The 19,401-nt window shown below is 69.1% G+C and carries 23 protein-coding genes and 1 tRNA gene; 17 read left to right on the top strand and 7 right to left on the bottom strand.

Features of this window, described 5'->3' with window-relative positions:
• Positions 1–52 precede the first annotated feature (52 nt).
• The 13 genes from DYS74_RS03375 (at position 53) to DYS74_RS03315 (ending at position 10,309) form a co-directional block, all read left to right on the top strand.
• Positions 53–790 (top strand): uroporphyrinogen-III synthase, encoded by a 738-nt coding sequence (locus DYS74_RS03375; RefSeq protein WP_121530899.1) that lies wholly within the window; start codon positions 53–55, stop codon positions 788–790.
• Positions 791–868: 78 nt separating this feature from the next.
• Entirely contained in the window at positions 869–2,062 is a 1,194-nt protein-coding gene (locus tag DYS74_RS03370; protein ID WP_121530897.1) for a COG4223 family protein, read from the top strand.
• A gap of 10 nt (positions 2,063–2,072) precedes the next feature.
• A complete protein-coding gene (locus DYS74_RS03365) occupies positions 2,073–3,527 on the top strand; it encodes a heme biosynthesis protein HemY (RefSeq protein WP_121530895.1) in 1,455 nt (484 codons plus the stop codon).
• Positions 3,528–3,574: 47 nt separating this feature from the next.
• Positions 3,575–3,650: transfer RNA gene (locus DYS74_RS03360), tRNA-Thr, on the top strand.
• Positions 3,651–3,925: 275 nt separating this feature from the next.
• Positions 3,926–5,332 carry a F0F1 ATP synthase subunit beta gene (atpD, locus tag DYS74_RS03355; RefSeq protein WP_121530893.1) on the top strand — a complete coding sequence of 469 codons (1,407 nt, stop codon included), beginning with the start codon at positions 3,926–3,928 and terminating at the stop codon, positions 5,330–5,332.
• A complete protein-coding gene (locus tag DYS74_RS03350; protein WP_121530891.1) occupies positions 5,329–5,775 on the top strand; it encodes a F0F1 ATP synthase subunit epsilon in 447 nt (148 codons plus the stop codon). Before atpD ends, DYS74_RS03350 begins: the two co-directional genes overlap by 4 nt.
• Entirely contained in the window at positions 5,772–6,050 is a 279-nt protein-coding gene (locus tag DYS74_RS03345; RefSeq protein ID WP_121530889.1) for an AtpZ/AtpI family protein, read from the top strand. Before DYS74_RS03350 ends, DYS74_RS03345 begins: the two co-directional genes overlap by 4 nt.
• On the top strand, positions 6,047–6,319 hold the full coding sequence (locus DYS74_RS03340; protein WP_121530887.1) for an N-ATPase subunit AtpR: 273 nt from the start codon (positions 6,047–6,049) through the stop codon (positions 6,317–6,319). The genes DYS74_RS03345 and DYS74_RS03340 overlap by 4 nt, the downstream gene beginning before the upstream one ends.
• A complete protein-coding gene (locus DYS74_RS03335) occupies positions 6,316–7,017 on the top strand; it encodes a F0F1 ATP synthase subunit A (protein ID WP_121530885.1) in 702 nt (233 codons plus the stop codon). The genes DYS74_RS03340 and DYS74_RS03335 overlap by 4 nt, the downstream gene beginning before the upstream one ends.
• On the top strand, positions 7,014–7,259 hold the full coding sequence (locus tag DYS74_RS03330; RefSeq protein WP_113898359.1) for a F0F1 ATP synthase subunit C: 246 nt from the start codon (positions 7,014–7,016) through the stop codon (positions 7,257–7,259). The genes DYS74_RS03335 and DYS74_RS03330 overlap by 4 nt, the downstream gene beginning before the upstream one ends.
• Before the next feature lies 1 nt (position 7,260).
• Entirely contained in the window at positions 7,261–7,977 is a 717-nt protein-coding gene (locus DYS74_RS03325; protein WP_121530883.1) for an ATP synthase F0 subunit B, read from the top strand.
• A complete protein-coding gene (locus DYS74_RS03320) occupies positions 7,974–9,479 on the top strand; it encodes a F0F1 ATP synthase subunit alpha (RefSeq protein ID WP_121530881.1) in 1,506 nt (501 codons plus the stop codon). The genes DYS74_RS03325 and DYS74_RS03320 overlap by 4 nt, the downstream gene beginning before the upstream one ends.
• A complete protein-coding gene (locus DYS74_RS03315) occupies positions 9,476–10,309 on the top strand; it encodes a F0F1 ATP synthase subunit gamma (RefSeq protein ID WP_121530879.1) in 834 nt (277 codons plus the stop codon). The genes DYS74_RS03320 and DYS74_RS03315 overlap by 4 nt, the downstream gene beginning before the upstream one ends.
• 51 nt (positions 10,310–10,360) lie before the next feature.
• Here the strand turns inward: DYS74_RS03315 and DYS74_RS03310 are convergent, their stop codons facing one another.
• Positions 10,361–10,534 (bottom strand): DUF1328 domain-containing protein, encoded by a 174-nt coding sequence (locus tag DYS74_RS03310; protein WP_121530877.1) that lies wholly within the window; start codon positions 10,532–10,534, stop codon positions 10,361–10,363.
• A 173-nt stretch (positions 10,535–10,707) separates the two neighbouring features.
• Here DYS74_RS03310 and DYS74_RS03305 point away from each other — a divergent pair, with 173 nt between their 5' ends.
• A complete protein-coding gene (locus DYS74_RS03305) occupies positions 10,708–10,911 on the top strand; it encodes a PLD nuclease N-terminal domain-containing protein (protein WP_281272449.1) in 204 nt (67 codons plus the stop codon).
• 66 nt (positions 10,912–10,977) lie between these two features.
• On the opposite strand, the gene DYS74_RS03300 is transcribed toward DYS74_RS03305, so the two are convergent.
• From DYS74_RS03300 to DYS74_RS03285, 4 genes are all read right to left on the bottom strand, one after another.
• Positions 10,978–12,192 (bottom strand): hypothetical protein, encoded by a 1,215-nt coding sequence (locus tag DYS74_RS03300; protein ID WP_121530875.1) that lies wholly within the window; start codon positions 12,190–12,192, stop codon positions 10,978–10,980.
• A gap of 72 nt (positions 12,193–12,264) precedes the next feature.
• Positions 12,265–14,040 (bottom strand): sensor histidine kinase, encoded by a 1,776-nt coding sequence (locus DYS74_RS03295; protein ID WP_121530873.1) that lies wholly within the window; start codon positions 14,038–14,040, stop codon positions 12,265–12,267.
• Positions 14,037–14,612, bottom strand: coding sequence for an RNA polymerase sigma factor (locus tag DYS74_RS03290; RefSeq protein WP_121530871.1), 576 nt, complete (start codon positions 14,610–14,612; stop codon positions 14,037–14,039). Before DYS74_RS03290 ends, DYS74_RS03295 begins: the two co-directional genes overlap by 4 nt.
• Positions 14,609–14,755 (bottom strand): NepR family anti-sigma factor, encoded by a 147-nt coding sequence (locus DYS74_RS03285; protein ID WP_121531008.1) that lies wholly within the window; start codon positions 14,753–14,755, stop codon positions 14,609–14,611. The genes DYS74_RS03290 and DYS74_RS03285 overlap by 4 nt, the downstream gene beginning before the upstream one ends.
• A gap of 98 nt (positions 14,756–14,853) precedes the next feature.
• Here DYS74_RS03285 and DYS74_RS03280 point away from each other — a divergent pair, with 98 nt between their 5' ends.
• Positions 14,854–15,651, top strand: a complete 798-nt coding sequence (locus DYS74_RS03280) for a response regulator (protein WP_121530869.1) — start codon at positions 14,854–14,856, stop codon at positions 15,649–15,651.
• A gap of 166 nt (positions 15,652–15,817) precedes the next feature.
• A complete protein-coding gene (locus tag DYS74_RS03275; protein WP_121530867.1) occupies positions 15,818–16,309 on the top strand; it encodes a hypothetical protein in 492 nt (163 codons plus the stop codon).
• A 62-nt stretch (positions 16,310–16,371) separates the two neighbouring features.
• Here the strand turns inward: DYS74_RS03275 and DYS74_RS03270 are convergent, their stop codons facing one another.
• On the bottom strand, positions 16,372–17,211 hold the full coding sequence (locus DYS74_RS03270; protein WP_121530865.1) for a universal stress protein: 840 nt from the start codon (positions 17,209–17,211) through the stop codon (positions 16,372–16,374).
• Between the two features lie 146 nt (positions 17,212–17,357).
• Here DYS74_RS03270 and DYS74_RS03265 point away from each other — a divergent pair, with 146 nt between their 5' ends.
• Positions 17,358–18,200 carry a YihY/virulence factor BrkB family protein gene (locus DYS74_RS03265; RefSeq protein ID WP_183077438.1) on the top strand — a complete coding sequence of 281 codons (843 nt, stop codon included), beginning with the start codon at positions 17,358–17,360 and terminating at the stop codon, positions 18,198–18,200.
• Here DYS74_RS03265 and DYS74_RS03260 read toward each other — a convergent pair.
• Entirely contained in the window at positions 18,185–19,393 is a 1,209-nt protein-coding gene (locus tag DYS74_RS03260; RefSeq protein ID WP_121530861.1) for an acyl-CoA dehydrogenase, read from the bottom strand. The two genes, DYS74_RS03265 and DYS74_RS03260, sit on opposite strands and share 16 nt — an antisense overlap.
• Positions 19,394–19,401: the final 8 nt, after the last annotated feature.

The raw sequence follows: 19,401 nt of genomic DNA, 5'->3' as shown, positions 1-19,401 counted from the left end.
CTTTCTTCGCAGGTAACACCGGGGCACAGACCCTGCAATCCCGGGACGTGCCGTGACCGAGGCCAATTCCCCCCGTCCGCCGCTGCTGCTGACCCGCCCCCGCGCGGGATCGGAGCGGTTCGCTGCGCAGTTCCGTGCCCGTTTCGGGGCGGACTGGCCGGTGCTGATCTCGCCCTTGACCGAGACCCGCCCGACCGGGGCCGAGCTGCCCGCGGCCGAGGCGCTGATCTTCACCTCGGAACAGGCGGTGGCGCCGGTCATTGCGGTCGGCCCCGCGGCGGGGCAGCGTGCCTATTGCGTCGGCGCGCGCACGGCCGAGGTGGCGCGGGCGGCAGGCTTCGACGTGGTCGAGGGGCCGGGCGAGGCGCGGGGCCTTGCCGCGCTGATCGCGGCGCAGCACCGCGGCGGTCGCCTGCTGCATGCGCGCGGCCGCGAGGTGGTGGCGCCGCTGGCCGACTGGCTGAATTCCGCCGGAACAGAGACGATCGAGGCGGTGGTCTACGCCCAGGAGGCGCTGCCCCTGTCCACGGCCGCGTGCGATCTTCTGGCCCGGGCGCCGGTGGTTCTGGCCCCGGTGTTCTCGCCGCGCAGCGGGCGCCTTCTGGCACAGGCGGTTTCGGGGGCACGGGCGGCGTTGTGGCTGGCGCCGATCTCTGCCGCGGCGGCCGAGGGCTGTGCCGGGATCGCCGCGCGGATCGAGGTTGCGCCGACCCCGGATGCCGCGGGCGTGCTGAGCGCGCTTGCGCGGCTTCTTGGCGCGGAGGCCCCCGGGGCGGACAAGGCGGGTTGAGCCATGTCGACCGGGCCACTAGACTGCCGCTGACAAACGTTGGCTGCGCATCGTCGCGCCGGGACTGGAGGAGCTGCCGTGGCACATACCGAACACGAGAAATCCGAAGCGGCCGAGGTCAGCGCGGCACAGGACACCCCCGAGACGAAGGCGCCGATCGACGAGGCCGAGGTCGTCGAGCCCACGGTGGCCGCACCGGCCTCCACCCCCGCGGTGGAGGCGAAAGCCGACCCCGCTGCACCCCGCCGGGAGGGCTTCGTGCCGCTGTTCCTGGGGGGCGTGATCGCGGCGGCGCTGGGGGCCGGCGCGACGGTCTGGGCGCTTCCGAACCTGCCGCCGCAGCTTGCCGCGATGATCCCGATGGGGACCGACCGCACCGCCGCGCTCGAGACCGAGATCGCCGCCTCGAACGCCAAGATCGACAGCCTGACGGCCGAGCTGAAGACGCTGAAATCCGCCGCGCCGACGCCGCCGGACCTGTCGGGCGTGCAGGCCGCGCTGGACGAGGCGGGCTCGGCCACGCGCGCGGTGCAGGAGACGCTGGCCGCACTCGAGGCGCGGGTGACGGCGCTGGAAAACCGTCCGGCGGCCCCGGTTGCGGGCGGTGCCGCGCCGGTCGATCTGAGCGGGATCCAGGCGCAGATCGACACGCTGCGCGCCGAGATGGCGACCGGGGGGCCGGCCGAAGCGGCCGCGCGCGCGCAGATCGCGGCGGCGGTGGCCGAGGCGCAGGCGCAGATCGGCGCGGTGCGTGACGAGGCCGGCAAGCTCAGCGCCGGGGCCGAGGCTGCGGCGCAGCGTGCGGTGGCGCAGGCCGCCGTCGCCCGTGTTGCCGCCGCCTTCGAAAGCGGTGCGCCGATGGCGCCGGCGCTTGCCGATGCGCAGGCCGCGGGCCTGACCGTTCCGGCCGTGCTGTCGGGCGATGTGCCGACGCTTTCGGCGCTGCAGACCGCCTTCCCCGAGGCGGCGCGGGCGGGGCTTGCCGCCTCGCGCAAGGCGGCGCCGGGGCAGACGCTGGGCGCGCGGTTCAAATCCTTCTTCATGGCGCAGACCGGGGCGCGGTCGCTGGAACCGAAGACGGGCGAGGATGCCGATGCGGTGCTGTCGCGGGCGCAGGCGGCGGTGGATGCCGGCGATCTGGTCACCGCCATGACCGAGATTTCGGCGCTGCCGCAGGCGGGGCAGGCGGTGATGACCGGCTGGCTCACGCAGGCGCAAAAGCGGCTCGATGCCGCCCGGGCGGTGAGTGATCTCGCGCAGTCGGTGAAGTGAGGAGGGGGCGATGATCAGATCCTTTGTGAAAGTCGCGCTCTTCCTCGTCCTGGTGGCGGCCGTCGCCCTTGGCGCTGCGCATCTCTCCGACAGCGGCGAGGGCGTGCGGGTGATCGTGCTGGGCACCGAGTACAGCTTCGGCCCGCTGCAGGCGGCGATCGGGCTTGTCGTGGTGCTGGCGGTGCTGTGGCTGGTGATGAAGCTGGTGGGGCTTCTGATCGCCTTCCTGCGCTTCCTGAACGGCGACGAGACCGCGGTCAGCCGCTATTTCGACCGCAACCGCGAGCGCAAGGGCTATCGCGCGCTGGCCGAGGGCATGCTGGCCGTCGCCTCGGGCGAGGGGCGTCTGGCGCTGGCCAAGGCGACGAAGGCGCAGCGGCTGTTGCAGCGGCCCGAACTGACGAATCTTCTGGCGGCGCAGGCGGCCGAGGTTGCGGGCGACCGGGTGAAGGCCACCCGCGCCTACAAGAAGCTGCTCGAGGATGACCGCACCCGTTTCGTCGGCATTCGCGGGCTGATGCGGCAGAAGCTGGCCGAGGGCGACACCGAGACGGCGCTGAAGCTCGCGCAGAAGGCCTATGCGCTGAAGCCTGCGCATGAAGAGGTGCAGGATACGCTGCTGAAGCTGCAGGCGGAAAAGGGCGACTGGAAGGGCGCGCGCGAGGTGCTGAGCACGAAACGCGCGCAGGGCCAGCTGCCGAAGGATGTGCATCGTCGCCGCGATGCGGTGATGGCGCTGCAGGAGGCGAAGGGCGTGCTCGAGGAAGGTGCGACCGTCGAGGCACGCGAGGCGGCGATTGCGGCGAACAAGGAATCGCCCGATCTGATCCCCGCCGCGGTGATGGCCGCGCGCGCCTATATCGAGGCCGGCAGCCCGAAGAACGCGGCGCGGGTGCTGCAAAAGGCCTGGGAGGCGCAGCCGCATCCCGACCTTGCCGCGGCCTATGCCGAGATCGCCCCCGACGAGGCCCCGGCCGACCGGCTGCGGCGGTTCGAGAAGCTGCTGTCCTTGCGTCCCGACCACGAGGAAACGCGGCTTCTGCGCGCCGAGCTGCTGATCGCGGCCGAGGATTTCCCGGCGGCGCGGCGCGCGCTGGGCGATCTGGTCGAAACCCATCCGACGGCGCGCGTGCTGACCATCATGGCGGCGGTCGAGCGCGGCGAGGGCGCCGAGGATGCGGTCGTGCGCGGCTGGCTGACCCGGGCGCTGACCGCGCCGCGCGGGCCGCAATGGTGCTGCGACAAATGTCAGAACATCCAGGCCGAATGGACGCCGATCTGCGACAATTGCGGTGGTTTCGACACGCTGAGCTGGCGCGAGCCGGTGCAGGCCGAGATGCCGCTGCCGCATGGGGCCGAGATGCTGCCGGTGATCGTCGGCAAGCCGCAGGCGAAGCCCGGCGACATCCCCGAAGCCGATCTGATCGATGCGGCGCAGGGTTCTGACGCGAAAGACGAAAATTAGGGCTACACATCGGCGCGCGGGCATGCTAGGTGCGCGCCACCCACCGTGCCGGTGTAGCTCAGCTGGTAGAGCACGTCATTCGTAATGATGGGGTCGGGGGTTCGAGTCCCTTCACCGGCACCACCATCCTTCCCGGGATGGTGGTTTTTTTCTTTTCTGAATCTCTGTGCTCGATCTGCCGTCCCTGCGCCGGAAGGCTGTGCCTTTGCCCGGGATGCGACGTCACCGGCATCGTGATGTGCATCTGCAGAATTTCGTCGTAAGATCAAAGCGAATCAGATTTTTCCTGCGGTCGGTTGCAGCCTTTGCGCGGTCGGACGCTGGTTCGGCAGAAGGGAACCGACGATGGCGGGCATTTCCCCTTTCTCGCGAAACCTCCCTGCGATGCGGGGGCTGCGATGAGCGATGCGGTGGTGACGGCGGTGCGCGGCCCGGTGCTTGACCTGCGGGTCGAGGGCGCGCTGCCCGCAATCAACGACGGCGTCGAGATCCCCGGCCCCGCCGGCACGGTGGTGGCCGAGGTGCAGGCGCATCTCGACGCCCGGCATGTGCGCGCGATCGCGCTGCAATCGACGCAGGGCGTGGCGCGTGGCAGCGTCGCGCGCATCCCTGGCGGGCCGCTTTCCGTGCCGGTGGGCGAGGCGGTTCTGGGCCGGTTGCTGAACGTGCTGGGCGCGACCGGCGACAATGGCCCGGCGCTGCCCGCGGACGCGCCGCGCGCCCCCATTCACCGCGCCGCGCCGCCGCTTGCCGCACAAAGCGCGCAGACCAAGGTGTTCTCGACCGGGATCAAGGTGCTCGATCTGCTGGCGCCGCTCGCGCAGGGCGGCAAGTCGGCGATGTTCGGCGGGGCGGGGGTGGGCAAGACCGTGCTGGTGATGGAGCTCATCCGCGCCATGGTCTCGGGCTATGACGGGATCTCGGTCTTCGCCGGCGTCGGCGAGCGGTCGCGCGAAGGGCACGAGATGCTGAACGAGATGCGCGATTCCGGCGTGCTCGATCAGACCGTGCTGGTCTATGGCCAGATGAACGAGCCGCCGGGGGCGCGCTGGCGGGTGCCGCTGACCGCGCTGTCGATCGCCGAGCATTTCCGCGATGTCGAGGCGAAGAACGTCCTGCTGCTGATGGACAATGTCTTCCGCTTCGTTCAGGCGGGCTCGGAAGTGTCGGGGCTTCTGGGCCGGATGCCCTCGCGCGTGGGCTATCAGCCGACGCTTGAGACCGAGGTGGCCGATCTGCAGGAACGCATCGCCTCGGTCGGGCAGGCCTCGGTCACCGCGATCGAGGCGGTCTATGTGCCGGCCGACGATTTCACCGACCCGGCCGTCGCCGCGATCTCGGCCCATGTCGACAGCACCGTGGTGCTGTCGCGCGCGCTCGCCTCGGAAGGGATCTATCCGGCAATCGACCCGATCTCGACCACCTCGGTGCTGCTCGATCCGGGGGTGGTGGGGGTCGAACACGCCAGCGTCGCCGGCCGGCTGCGCGAGGTGATCGAACATTATCAGGAACTGCGCGACGTCATCGCGCTTCTGGGCGTCGAGGAGCTGGGCCGCGAGGAGCGTCTGCTGGTCGGCCGGGCGCGGCGGCTGCAACGCTTCCTGACCCAGCCGTTCTTCGTCGCCTCCGCCTACACCGGGATGGAGGGGCGCTCGGTGCCGATCGCCGAGACGGTGAAGGGCTGCAAGGCGATCCTCGACGGCGCCTGCGACGACTGGGACGAGGGCTCGCTTTACATGATCGGCACGCTCGACGAGGCGCGTTCGCGCGAGGAAGCGCGCCGTGCCAAGGGGAAGGCGGCATGAGCGGGCTGCACCTCACCGTGACCACGCCGCTTGCGGTGGTGCTGGACGAGGGCGAGGTCGCCTCGATCCGGGCCGAGGACGAGAGCGGCGGTTTCGGTCTGATGCCCGGGCACGCCGATCTGCTGACCGTGCTGCGCCCCTCGGTGCTGCACTGGCGGCGGGCGGATGGCCCCTGGCATCACGTCGCGCTGCGTGGCGGGGTGATGCGGGTCGCGGGCGATGCCGTGCGCGTCGCCTGCCGCGAGGCGGTGGCGGGCGATGATCTTGACCAGCTCGAGGCGCTGGTGGTCGAACAGGCCGCCGCCCAGGCCGATGCCGCCCGGCGCGCGCGTGGCGAACAGCTGCGCCTGCATACCGCGGCGATCCGCAACCTGATGCGCAAGCTCGGCCCCGGTGGCGGGCCCGAGCCCGAGTTCGACGAGATCGGGGAGGCGTTCCGATGATCGACGATGCAGACCCGAAACTGCGCCGCGCCGTCAACGAGGCGCGTGGCCGGGTCGAGGCCGGCCAGAAGGATCCAGAACCGCCGCTGGCCCGCCGTTTCGGCCAGATCGGCGTGCTGGGCTGGGTGATCGTCGGGCCGACGCTGGCGGGGCTGGCGCTCGGCCATTGGATCGACGGGGCCCTGAACTCCGGCATCACGGTGAGTGCGGCGCTGACCATGCTGGGCGCCGGGCTTGGTCTCTATCTCGCCTTCAGATGGATGCATCAGCAATGAGCCAGAGCGCACAGATCCTTCTTTCGCTTGCGGCGCTGGGGCTTGGCACCGGCGCGGGCTGGCTGCATTTTCGCACGCTGCGCGCGGTGTCGGACCGGCTTCTGTCGGGCGATCTGACCGCCGTCGCGCTGCAGGTCGGCCGCTTTGCGGTGCTCGGCCTCTTCCTCTTCCTGTGCGCCAGGGCGGGCGCGGCGCCGCTGGTCACTGGCGCGGCGGGGGTGCTGATCGGGCGGCGCATCGCGCTGAAACGGATGGAGGCCGCGGCATGATCCAGTCTCCGCTGTCCGGCGACATCCTGTTCTCGATCGGCCCGCTCGGCATCGACAAGGCGGTGGTCACCACCTGGGTGCTGATCGGCGCGCTCGGCTTCGGCTCCTGGGCGGTGACGCGGCGGCTGACCCTGCGCCCGGGCAAGGTCCAGGCGGTGGTCGAGCTGGTGGTCACCACGCTTGATGCGCAGATCCGCGCCACCATCGCGGGCGAGCCCGCGCGCTTCCGCCCGCTGATCGGCACGCTTCTGCTCTACATCCTGACCGCGAACTGGTCCTCGCTGATCCCCGGGGTCGAGCCGCCGACGGCGCGGCTGGAAACCGACGCCGCGCTCGCCGTGATCGTCTTCGTCGCGACCATCGCTTATGGCATCCGCGCGCAGGGCCTTGGCGGCTATCTGGCCAGTTTCGCGCGGCCAAGCTGGGTGATGGTCCCGCTCAATCTGGTCGAACAGGTGACCCGCAACTTCTCGCTGATGGTGCGCCTCTTCGGCAATGTGATGAGCGGCGTCTTCGTTATCGGCATCGTGCTGACGCTGGCGGGCCTTCTGGTGCCGATCCCGCTGATGGCGCTCGATCTGCTGACCGGCGCCGTGCAGGCCTACATCTTCGCCATCCTCGCCCTCGTCTTCATCGGCTCTGCCGTCGAGGGCGAAGGCAGCAGGAATCCTCCCCCGAAACAGGAGAAAGACGCATGAACTGGGTCGAAATCGTCAGCATTCTTGGCGCTGCGCTTGCCGTGTCCTTCGGCGCGATCGGGCCGGCACTGGGCGAGGGCCGCGCCGTCGCCGCCGCGATGGAGGCGATCGCGCGTCAGCCCGAGGCGGCGGGCACGATCTCGCGCACGCTCTTCGTCGGCCTCGCGATGATCGAGACGATGGCGATCTATTGCCTCGTCATCGCGCTGCTTCTGCTCTTCGCCAACCCCTTCGTTCACTGACATGAGCTTCGACTGGGTCACATTCGGCTTCCAGCTGGTGAACGTTCTGGTTCTGCTGGCGATCTTGCAGCATTTCCTGTTCCGCCCGGTGGCCGAGATCATCGCCAAGCGTCAGGCGGAAACGCAGGAGGCGCTGCGCCGTGCCGAGGCGGCCGAACAGGATGCGGGGGCGGCCGAGCGCGCCGCCGAAGAGGCCCGGCATCAGACCGAGGCCGCCCGCCACGACGTGCTGACCGCGGCCCAGGACGAAGCCGAGGCACAGCGCAAGGCGATCCTCGACGCGGCGCGGGCCGAGGCGGCGTCACTGGTGCAAAAGGCAACGGCGCAGGCGCAGGCGACGGTCACCGGCGCGGCGGCCGAGACGCTGACCCGCGCGCGTGATCTGGCCGAGGTGATCGCGCGGCGCGCGCTTTCCGCGCAGCCTGACGGCGCGGGCTATGCGGCGCGGCTGGCGCAGGCGCTGACGGCTCTGCCTGATGACCAGCGCGCGGCGATCCTGTCGGGGGCGAACCTGCGGCTCGCGGCCCCGGCACCACTGAGCGCGGCCGATCAGGCCGTGGCACTGGCGGCACTCGGCCTTGAAAACATCGGTTTCGAGCAGGATCAGAGCCTGATTGCCGGGCTCGAGCTGCGCTCGGACACCGGCCTTGTGCACAACTCGCTGGCGCATGATCTCGACCGGATCGCGCAGGCCCTGACGGCGGAGGCGGCGGCATGAGCGACGCCCCCCTCGACGGGCTGAAGGCGAAGGTGGCCACGGCCGCGCTTGGCCCCGAGGCAGAGGAGATCGGCACCGTCACCCATCTCGCCGACGGTCTGGCCGATATCTCGGGCCTGCCCGACGCGCAATTCGGCGAGATCCTGGTCTTCGACACCGGCGCGCGCGGCTTCGTGCAGATGCTCGACACCGACAGCGTCAAGGCCGCCTTTCTCGACCCGATGACCGGGGTCGAGGCGGGATCGGTGGTGCGCCGCACCGGACAGCTTCTGTCGGTGCCGGTGGGCAAGGGGTTGCTCGGCCGGGTCGTCGACCCGCTCGGCCGGCCGCTCGACGGGCTCGGACCGATCGTGGCCGAGGCGATGATGGAGACCGAACGCCCCGCCCCCGAGATCATCGAGCGCGATTTCGTCGCCGAGCCGGTCGAGACCGGGATCCTGGTCGTCGACGCGCTCTTCGCGGTGGGGCGCGGCCAGCGCGAACTCATCATCGGCGAGCGGCAGACCGGCAAGACCTCGATCGCCATCGACGCCATCGTGAACCAGAAACGCTCCGACATCATCTCGGTCTATGTCGCGATCGGGCAGCGCAGCACCGCGGTGCGCCGGGTGATCGAGGCGGTGCGCGAGAAGGGCGCCTTCGAGCGCACGATCTTCGTCGTCGCCCCCGCCACGGCCGAGCCCGGGCTGCGCTGGCTTGCGCCCTTTGCCGCGACGACGATGGCGGAATGGGTGCGCGACAGCGGCGGGCATGCGCTGATCGTCTATGACGACCTGACGAAACACGCCGCCGTGCACCGCGAGCTGGCGCTGCTGTCGCGCCAGCCGCCGGGGCGCGAGGCCTATCCGGGTGACATCTTCTACCTGCATTCGCGGCTCCTCGAACGGTCGGCGAAGCTGTCGAAGGAGAAGGGATCGGGCTCGCTCACCGCGCTGCCGATCGCCGAGATCGAGGCCGGGAACCTGTCCGCCTATATCCCGACCAACCTGATCTCGATCGCCGACGGGCAGATCGTCACCTCGGCGGCGCTGTTTGCCGGCAACCAGCGGCCGGCGGTCGATATCGGCCTGTCGGTCAGCCGGGTCGGCGGCAAGGCGCAATGGGGGGCGCTGAAGGCCGTTTCGGGCCGGGTTCGGCTCGATTACGCGCAATATCTGGAAATGAAGATGTTCTCGCGCTTTGGCGGGTTCGGTGACGCGGCGATGAAGGCGCGGCTGGCGCGGGGTGAGCGGATCGGCGCGCTGCTGACCCAGCCCCGGTTCGAGCCGCTGTCGACGCCCGCGCAGGTGGCGTTGCTTGCGGCGCTGGATGCCGGATTGCTCGACACGATCGAGCCCGGCCAGATCGCCGCGGTGAAACAGGCGCTCGAGCCGCTGATCGCGGCCGAGCCGAAGCTGGCCGCCTTCCGCGAAAGCCCGGCGAAGCTGAGCGACGAGTTGCGCGCGGTGCTGGTCGCCTGCGTGAAATCGGCGGTCGGGCGGATCACCGGGGGGGCGACGTGAGCCGGCCCGAGGAGATCCGCGACCGGCTGGCGAATGTTCACCAGATCGGCTCGATCATCTCCACGCTGCGGGCGATTGCCGCCGCGCATCAGGCCGAGGCGAAGGCGCATCTGCAGGCGATCCGCGCGCAGGAGGCGGCCGTGGCCGAGGCGCTGTCGGTGGCGCTGGCACTTGGCGGGCCGAATGGTGCAGGCGCTCCGGCGCCGGGCATCACGATTGTCATCGGTGCGGCGCAGGGGTTTTCGGGCACCTATGGCGAGCGCATGGCCGAAGCCGCGCAGGCCGCCGTGCAGGCGGGGGACCGGCTGATGGTGGTGGGCAGCCGCACGCTTGGGGCGCTCGCCGATCAGGGCATCGTGCCCGACTGGAGCGCCGAGATGGCGCCGCATGCGCCCGAGGTGCCGCCGCTGGCGATCCGCATGACCGACGCGCTGTTCGAGCGGCTGGCAGAGGCGCCCGAGGCCTCGGTGCGGATGATCCATGCCGATCCGGACGACATTGGGGCGGGACCGCAGCACCGCAGCCTGTTTCCCTTCGACACCAGCCGCTTCCTGCCCGACGCCCGGCCCGCGCCGATGCTGAACCTGCCGGCGCAGAGCCTGATTGCGTCGCTGATCGAGGAATATGTCTTCACGGAGATCTGCGAGGGGTTGATGCTGGGCTTTGCCGCCGAGAATGCTGCGCGGGCCGAGGCGATGGGGCGCGCGCAGAGCGCGGTGAAGCGGATCTCGGGTGACCTGCGGCAGGGCTTCCAGCGCGTGCGGCAGGAGCAGATGACGACGGAGATCGTCGAACTGGCCACGGCTGCGGCCGCCGTGGGCGAGGCCTGACCTGAAAAGGGCCGCCCCGGGGCGGCCCTTCCATGTGCGTTTGCCGTCCGGTCAGACCGGCGGCTGACCGCGCAGCGCGCGCGCCAGCATGGCGACGACGAAGAGGATCAGGAAGATCACGAACAGGATCTGCGCGATCCCGGCGGAGGCGCCGGCGATGCCGCCGAAACCGAGCGCCGCGGCAATCAGCGCGATGATCAGGAAGGTCAGTGCCCAGCCAAGCATGGTGTCTCTCCTTGTGAATGGGGGATGCGGGCTGTCCCTGCATCTCATGCCATTCCAACGTCCGGCGCCCGGCGGGGTTCCGGTTTGGCGCGCGCAGAAATTTTTCGTCCCGGCGGGAACCCGAACGGCAAAGCCTGCGTTTCCCCCGCGGATTGCAGGCGAGGATATCGGCGATGGGCGGCAACATCATGCATCTGAACGGGGTCTGGGGGCTGGTGATCCTGGCGCTCGATCTCTGGGCGCTGGTCTCGATCGTCACCTCGGGTCGCAGCACCGGGTCCAAGGTTCTCTGGGCGCTTCTGGTGATCCTGCTGCCTGTCCTGGGTTTTCTCGTCTGGCTCCTGGCGGGGCCGCGCGCCTCCTCGCGCAACGGCTGATCCGCCGCGTTTTCCCTTCCCTCACCTGGCCCCGCCTCTTCGGATGCGGGGCCTTTTTCTGTGCGCTCAGCCGGGCAGACGGTTGCAGGGCAGCAGCACGCGGGCACCGCTCACGCCGCTGCGGGCATTCTCCTGTGCGAGTTCGCGCCAGGCAGAAACCGCCCGTACAGGGTCGAAAAAGCTGTCGCCGGCCGCCTCGGGCAGCCACTGCCGCATCAGCGCGCAGCGCAGCCCGGCGATGTCGTCGCCACGGCGCAGATAGAGCCCGGCATGGGTTTCGGCGCGCAGCGCGCGGCGGCTCAGATCGGCCGAGCCGGCGATCGCCGCCTCCTCGTCAAACAGGGTGACATTGGCGCAGCCCCCGGGCGCAAGGCCCAGAAACAGCCGGGCGCCGAAGGCCCGCGTCACGAGTGAGAGCGCCTGTCGCTGGCGCAGCCGGTCGAACCAGTTGCGGTCCGCGGGTTCGGTCGCGGGCAGGATCAGGATCAGGCCCAGCTGTGGTGCCGCCGCCGCGCGCTGCGCGAAATGGCGGGCCAGGCCGAGGCAGTCGAAGTTCTGGGTCTCGACATAGACCAGCCGCTGCGCCCGGCGCAGCAGCATGTGATGCGCGGTCTCGAATTCGATCGCGAGGTGGCGCGGCGCGAAAAGCCCCGCAAGCCCGGGCCGCGGGCAGGAGAGCGTGCGCAGCAGCCGTTGCGCAGGCGGCGGCGGGCGCGTGCCCGCGGTGAAGGCGGCAAAACCGTCGAGATGGCGGCGGGCCTCGGCCACCACCGGGCCCTCGGCCTGCAGGAACAGGCTGCGCCCGGTGGTGGCCGTGCCTGCGGGGGTGCCCGACAGGAACAGCCGCCGGTCGTCGATCAGCGCGAGGGATTGCCGATGGCCGCGCGGGAACAGCGCGAAGGGCAGCAGGGGCGACCGGCGCGCGGCGGGATGTGCGACGCGCGTCACCGTCAGCCGGCCGGCCATGCCGCTTGCCTCGGCCGCCTGCGCGATCGCGGCCAGGGCGTCGGCGTCTGCCGCGCCCTCGGTCGCGTCGAGCGCGATCGACACGGTGACGCCCCGGCGCAGCAGGTGATGCAGCAGATCCGCCCAGGAGGGGCCGAAGCGCCGCGCCCGGGCCGAGATCAGCGGCCGGGTCGGATCGAAGCGCTGAAAGCTTGCGTCAAGGCTGTGGCGGGCATCCAGCACCGCGGCCTCGAAGGCGATGCGCGCCTTCGAGCCGTCAAGCTCCCAACCGATCCGCCCGCGGGCGTTGATGCCTGCCTGTCTGAGCCGTTCCATGGTCCTTCCTGCTGCGCCTCCCCGGCCGTCTTTCCGGATGAACGGGGATCGCCCCGTCCGGTTCCCGGAAAATCAGCCCCGCGCCCCCTCCTCGTGTCGCAGCTCGGCCTCGTCGAGGGGCCGAATCTCGAAGCGCACCGTCAGCGCATAGCTTCCGGGCGGCGCGTCGATCTCCATCTGCCCGCCCAGCTGCTGCACGAAGGCGCCGACCAGCTGCGAGCCAAGCCCCGTGCCCTCGGCCGCTTCGGGCGGCGCCTGATGCGCGGCCTCGGTCGCCACGGTGTTGCGCACGACGAGCAGGGCGCGTCCCGCTTCGGGCGTGCCCAGCGTCACGCTCAGCTGCGGCGTGCCGGCATCGGCCGAGGCGTATTTCATCGCATTCGTCATCGCCTCGGTCACCAGCAGCGACAGCGGCACCGCCTGATCGGGGGTCAGGCGGATCGGCGCGATCTCGGTCGTCACCTCGATGCGGCGGCCCGGCCCGGTGGCCAGGCGGGTGATCTGGCGCACGATGTCGGGGATCAGCTCGTTCGCGCTGATGTCCGACAGGCCCGAGGTCTGGTAAAGCCCGCGGTGGATGGTGGCGAGGCTGATCACCCGTTCCTGCAGCGAGCGCATCATCCCCTTCGCCTCGGGCGAGCGGGCCTTGCGCATCTGCATGTTGATGATCGAGGCGATGAGCTGCAGGTTGTTCTTCACCCGGTGGTGCACCTCGCGCAGCAGCACCTCCTTGTGGTGGATCATGTCCTCGAGCTCGGCCTCGTCATGCAGGATCGTCTCGGTCATCTTCTCGTAATTCTCGGCGAGATCACGGATCTCCTGCGGCGCGCCCTCGACCTCCAGGTCGCCGACGATGCGGTTGCCCGAGGCAAAGCTGGCCAACGCCCGTGACAGTCTCTGCACATGCCCGATCACCAGTTTCTGCATCGCGAAATAGGCGACGAAAAGCGAGGCCGCCCACATCAGCGCCGGAAACAGCACCGGCGGGAAACGGGTGACGGGGCCGAAGCCGAAGGCCTCGTCCGCGGGCCAGGAGCCAAGCGCATAGAGCAGGTTCGGCACCAGCTCGACCACGGAATAGACCCGGGTGTTGCCGCGCCGCGACTCGGCGGTGAAGGTGGTCGCGCGGTCGCGGGCCAGTTGCTGCAGCGAATGATCGACGGGCAGGCGGCTTGGCGCATCCTCGACCCCGCCCGAGGAGGTCAGGATATTGCCATCGGCATCGAAGGTCATGATCACCAGCGGCCGCTCGTCGGACGGCGCCTGCGCGTCTTCGGCCCGGGCGAGTTCCGAATGCGGCAGCGACAGCGAGATCACGCCAAGCCGGTTGCCGGCGTCGTCGGTGACCGGGTGGGCAATGCCGAGGATCGAGGCTTTCGAGATCGGCCCTGCCGGATTCACCGCAAAGGAGGGCCCTTCGGCCTCGAGCATCCGCTCGAACAGCGGGTTGCCGGAAAAGTCATAACCCCGCCCGGTCGAGGCGCAGGTCATCTGGCCGTCGCGCGGGATGAAGGCGGCAAGCGAGATATGCCCGTCGGAGGCCGCCACCCGGCGCATCAGCGCCGAGCAGGCGGCGGGGTCGCCGATCAGCGGCCGCACCGCGTCGCTCAGCAGCCGCGCCTCGGCCTGCGCCTGCTGGATCAGCCGGGTCTCACCCGAGACCGCGCGCAGCGTCTCGCCCATCAGCGCCGCCTCCGAGCGGGCGCGGGTCTCGCGCATCGTCGACAGGGATTGCACGATCGCGATCAGCAGCAGCGGGAACAGCGCAACCGCCAGCAGGAAGGCCAGCCGCACCCCCAGCCGGCCGAAGGGATGGCTGCGCGCCGTGTCGCCGGCTTCGGTGCTCATGCAGCCGCGATCCCCGATTGACCGAGAACGCCAAGTGCGGCCTTGTCGGCCTCGACCAGCAGATCCTCGCCATCCTCGAGCTGCAACAGCTCGGCCAGACGCGCGCGGGCGCGGTTTGCGCGGCTTTTGACCGTGCCGACCGCGACGCCCATCATCTGCGCCGCCTCCTCATAGGCGAAGCCCGAGGCGCCGACGAGCACCAGAACCTCGCGGTGTTCGGGCGACAGCTGGTCGAAGGCTTGCAGGAAGTCGTTCATCGCAAGCCGCCCGTCATGGGCGGGTTTCTCGCACAGGCTGGCGGCGTGGATGCCGTCGGGGTCGGGCAGCTCGCGCTTGCGCTTGCGCTGGTCGGAATAGAAGGTGTTGCGCAGGATGGTGAAGAGCCAGGCGCGCAGGTTCGTGCCGGCCTGGAACTTGCCGATGTTGCTCCAGGCCTTGACGATCGTGTCCTGCACGAGGTCGTCGGCACTGGCGGAATTGCGGGTCAGCGACATCGCGAAGGCGCGCAGCGCCGGCAGATGCTCGGGCAGCTCGTCGCGCGGATCGGTCAAGGTGTCGGAGGGCGCCGTCATTTGCCGCCCTCCTTTTCCTTGAGTTGTGCCAGCAGGATCTTGAACCGATCGGGAACCTCTTCCTTCAGCGTGTCCTCGTAGACCCGCTTCAGGTTTTCGTTGATCTGTTCCCGGATGCTGGCTTTCGACGTATCGTCAGCCATGTCTTTGTACATTTTCCTCGGATCCCCGTAACTTCTCATGGAACCGAACGCGGGGCCAGACGTTTGGTTCCCGAAAAAACGAAAAGAGGGAGCTTTTCATGTCCACCGATCTCGCAGGGTCCATTGGCGCGAACCTGCCCTACCTGCGCCGCTATGCGCGGGCCCTGACGGGCAGTCAGGACTCGGGCGACCGCTTCGCCGCCGCGACGCTCGAGGCGATTCTGGCCGATCCGACGCCCTTCGACGGCGCGGGCGATCCCAAGGTGGCGCTGTTCCACGCCTTCCACCTGGTCTGGGCCTCGGCCGGGGCGCCCTTGGGCGAGCCCGACACGCGGCTCTCGGCGCGGGCGCAGGACCACATGGCGACGCTGACGCCGAACACCCGCGAGGCGCTGCTCTTGAACACGATCGAGGGGTTCCGCGTCGAGGAGATCGGCGCGATCATGCAGGTCGGCGCCGAGGAGGCGGCCGAGCTGATCGAGATCGCGCTGCGCGAGATGGAGGCCTCGGTCGCCGGCAAGGTGATGATCATCGAGGACGAGGCGATCATCGCGATGGATATCCAGAGCATCGTCGAGGAGATGGGCCACCGCGTCACCGGCATCGCCGCCACCCGCAGCACCGCCGTGGCGCTGGCCGCGCGCGAAAAGCCCGATCTGATCCTTGCCGACATCCAGCTGGCCGACAATTCCTCGGGGATCGACGCGGTGAACGACATCCTCGAGCAGTTCGACGAGCTGCCCGTCGTCTTCATCACCGCCTTCCCCGAGCGGCTGCTGACCGGCGAACGCCCCGAACCCGCCTTCCTGATCACCAAGCCCTATACCGAGACGCAGGTGCGCTCGGCGGTCAGCCAGGCGATGTTCTTCTCCTCGACCGAGACCCTCGTCGCCTGAGGACCGGTTGGAATGACGCAGGGCCCCGGCATCATGTCGGGGCCTTTCTCATGCGGATTTCCGCCGGAACAGGGTCTGTTGACGCGATCGTGCCGGAACCGGGGCCGTCGCTCGCTCGTTTCCCTTCCATCAGCGGACGACGTCCGCCCATGAAGGAGAGAGACCCATGATCCGCAAGATCCTGATGACCACGACCGCGACGCTGCTTCTGGCTGGTGGGGCGTTCGCCCAGCCGACCCCGGTGCAGGAGATCGACGTGAACGCCGATCTGACCGCGATCAAGAACCCCGCCGCCGCGGCCTATTTCGCCAAGCTGCCCGACGATCTTCAGGCGCGCATCGCCGCCGATCTCGCGCCTGACCGGCTGGTGACCGAAGGCGGCTCGAAGATCACCGTCGACATCGACGCGCTGGCGCTGGCCAGCAGCTGGGCCGCGCTGAACGACCTGTCGCAGTCGAAGCTGACCGGCACGGTGAGCGTGACCTCCGACGTCGACAACTCGAACTTCGACAATTACACGCTGACCGTCGCCTATCCGGACGTGATCGCCTTCCTGCCCGAGGGGGCGGACGTGACCAGCCTGACGAAGGACAGCCCGGTCTATTACCAGGCGATGGTCAACGCCTTTGCCGACCATGTGGTGAAATCGCTGAAATAAGCCGGCACAGAGCCTTTTTCACGCCCCGGGGCCGCTGGTCTCGGGGCGCTGTCCTGCCCGGCTCAGCGCACCAGAAGCACCGGCACCTTGCACGAGCGGATCATCGCCGTGGTGGTCGAACCGATGATCAGCGAGCGGATGCGCGAATGGCCATAGGCGCCCATCACCAGCATGTCGAAGCCGGCGCTGTCGACCAGATTGCCAAGTGCCACATCGGGCACGCCGCCCACCGTCAGCGTCTCGGTCGCGATGCCGCCGGCCCGCAGCAGCGCCGCCGCATCGGCCAGCCGGCGCTCGGTCTCGGCGGTCTTCACGCCGACCGCGACGACGGTGATCTGCAGATCGGGGAACAGCGGTGAGCGCGCGATATAGTCGATTGCCTTCAGTGACGAGGCGCCGCCGTCATGCGCCACCAGCACCTTCTTGATCGGCCGGAAGGCACGCGAGGCGACCAGAACCGGATGCTGTGCCGAGCGCACGATCCGTTCGAGATTCGAGCCGAGGTGTTCGATGGCGAAATCGGCCGCCTCGCCGCGCTTGCCGATCAGCACCATCTCGGCGCCCATCTCGTGCCGCGCGAGCGTGTCGAGCAGATCGCCATGCACAAGCTCGCTCGAAACCGCCTGCACGCCGCCCCTGGTCAGCATGTGGCGCGCATCCTCGAGGATGGCGATGCCGCGATGGGTGACAAGGCGGGCGCGCTGTTCATCGACCGCGGCAAGCTCGGCCTGCAGCGCCGAACGCGTGCCCAGCCCCTCCGAGGGGGCAGTGGAGCCGCGCCGACCCAGAACGTGCAAAAGCTCGACCGAGGTGCCCATGCGTTTGGCCACCCAGGCCGCGTGATCGCACACGCTGGCCGAATAGATCGAGCCGTCGACGAAGGCGATGATCCGTTTGCTCATGACAACCTCGAAGAGCCAGAGGAACCTTTCGATATCGCTAGCCTTTTCGAAGCCGGACGGAAAGGGCCTTGCAGTCGCAGTTGCGTGTGCCGGCATGGTTGCGCCGGTCGTCGCCTTGGGGGAAGGTGGCGAAAAAGGGTTTTCGCGTGCGCGGCATCTGGACATTTCTTCTGGCGCTGGCCGGTCGGCTGGCCGACACCAAGATCACGCTGATCGCGGCGGGCGTCGCCTTCTACGCGATGCTGGCGGTGTTTCCCGGCATCTCGGCGACGATCGCGGTCTGGAGCGCCTTTTCCGATCCGATGGTGATCGAATCCTATCTGCAGGTGGCCGATGATTTCATTCCGCCCGAGGCCTACGAGATCCTGAACACGCAGATTCTGGCGCTGCTGAACGGGCCGCGCGACAGCATCGGGCTGTCGACGCTGATCTCGGTCGCCGTCGCGCTGTGGTCGGCGCGGGCGGGCGTCGGCGCGCTGATCGAGGGGCTGAACGTGATCCACGGCACGCATTCACGCACCACGCTGCTCAGCTATCTCTTCGGCTATGTGATGACGCTGGCGCTGGTGGGGGTGATGCTTGCCGCGCTGGCGACGATCGTCGTGGTGCCGATCGCGGTGAACTTCCTGCCGTTTCACGCGCTCACGGGCTGGCTGCTGTCGGGGCTGCCCTGGGGCGGGATGCTGCTTCTGATGCTGACCGCGCTTGGCATCCTCTACCGCTACGGGCCGAACACCCGCGGCGGGCGTGACCCGATCCTGACCTTCGGCGCGATCCTCGCCGCGCTGGTCTGGGCCGGGGCCTCACTGGCGCTGACCTATTATCTTGCGAACTTCGGCAGCTACAACAAGATCTACGGCTCGATCGGCGCGGTGATCGCGCTGATGATGTGGCTCTATCTCAGCGTGTTTTCGGTTCTTCTGGGGGCGGCCCTGAACGCGGAACTGGCCGCGTGCAGGGCGCGCCGTGCCCTTCAGAAGAACGCCTGAAGCCCGGTGATCGCGCGGCCGAGGATCAGCGCATGCACGTCATGCGTGCCCTCGTAGGTGTTCACCGTCTCAAGGTTCACCATGTGGCGGATCACCTGGAACTCGCCCGAGATGCCGTTGCCGCCGTGCATGTCACGCGCCAGCCGCGCCGCATCCAGCGCCTTGCCGCAGTTGTTGCGCTTGATGATCGAGATCATCTCGGGCGCGGCATTCGCCTCGTCCATCAGCCGGCCGACGCGCAGGCAGCCCTGCAGGCCGAGGCTGATCTCGGTCAGCATGTTGGCGAGCTTGAGCTGATACAGCTGGGTCTGTGCCAGCGGCTTGTTGAACTGCTTGCGATCAAGCCCGTATTGCCGCGCGGCATGCAGGCAGAACTCGGCGGCGCCCATCACGCCCCAGGCGATGCCATAGCGGGCGCGGTTGAGGCAGCCGAACGGGCCCTTCAGCCCCTCGACGCCGGGCAGCAGCGCGTCTTCGCCGACCTCGACATTGTCCATCACGATCTCGCCGGTGATCGAGGCGCGCAGGCTGAGCTTCTTGCCGATCTTCGGCGCGCTCAGACCCTTCATCCCCTTCTCGAGGACGAAGCCGCGGATCTTGCCGCCATGCGCCTCGGACTTCGCCCAGACGACGAAGACATCGGCGATCGGGCTGTTCGAGATCCACATCTTCGAGCCGTTCAGCACATAGCCGCCGGCGGTCTTCTTCGCCACGGTCTTCATCGAGGACGGGTCCGAGCCCGCGTCCGGCTCGGTCAGGCCGAAGCAGCCGATGTATTCGCCCGAGGCGAGCTTTGGCAGGTATTTCATCCGCTGCTCTTCCGAGCCGTAGGCATAGATCGGGTACATCACCAGCGAGCTTTGCACCGACATCATCGAGCGATAGCCCGAATCGACCCGCTCGATCTCGCGCGCCACAAGGCCATAGGCCACATAGGAGGCGCCGATGCCGCCGTATTCCTCGGGCACGGTCACGCCCAGCAGGCCCATCTCGCCCATCTCGCGGAAGATCGCCGGATCGGTCTTCTCATTCTCGAAGGCCTCGATGGCGCGCGGCTGCAGCTTTTCCTGCGCATAGGCGCGGGCCGCGTCGCGCAGCATCCGTTCTTCTTCGGTGAGCTGCAGATCCAGGCGGAAAGGGTCTTCCCAGTTGAAGCTGGAGAGGTCAGGGGCGTCTTTCGGCTTCAGGGCCATCGGGGGTC

Origin of the sequence: Paenirhodobacter hankyongi (assembly GCF_003664585.1) — a bacterium.
Taxonomy (GTDB): domain Bacteria; phylum Pseudomonadota; class Alphaproteobacteria; order Rhodobacterales; family Rhodobacteraceae; genus Rhodobacter; species Rhodobacter hankyongi.
The sequence above is the reverse complement of the archived record's forward strand: the minus strand, read 5'-3'. Positions and strand labels throughout refer to the sequence as shown.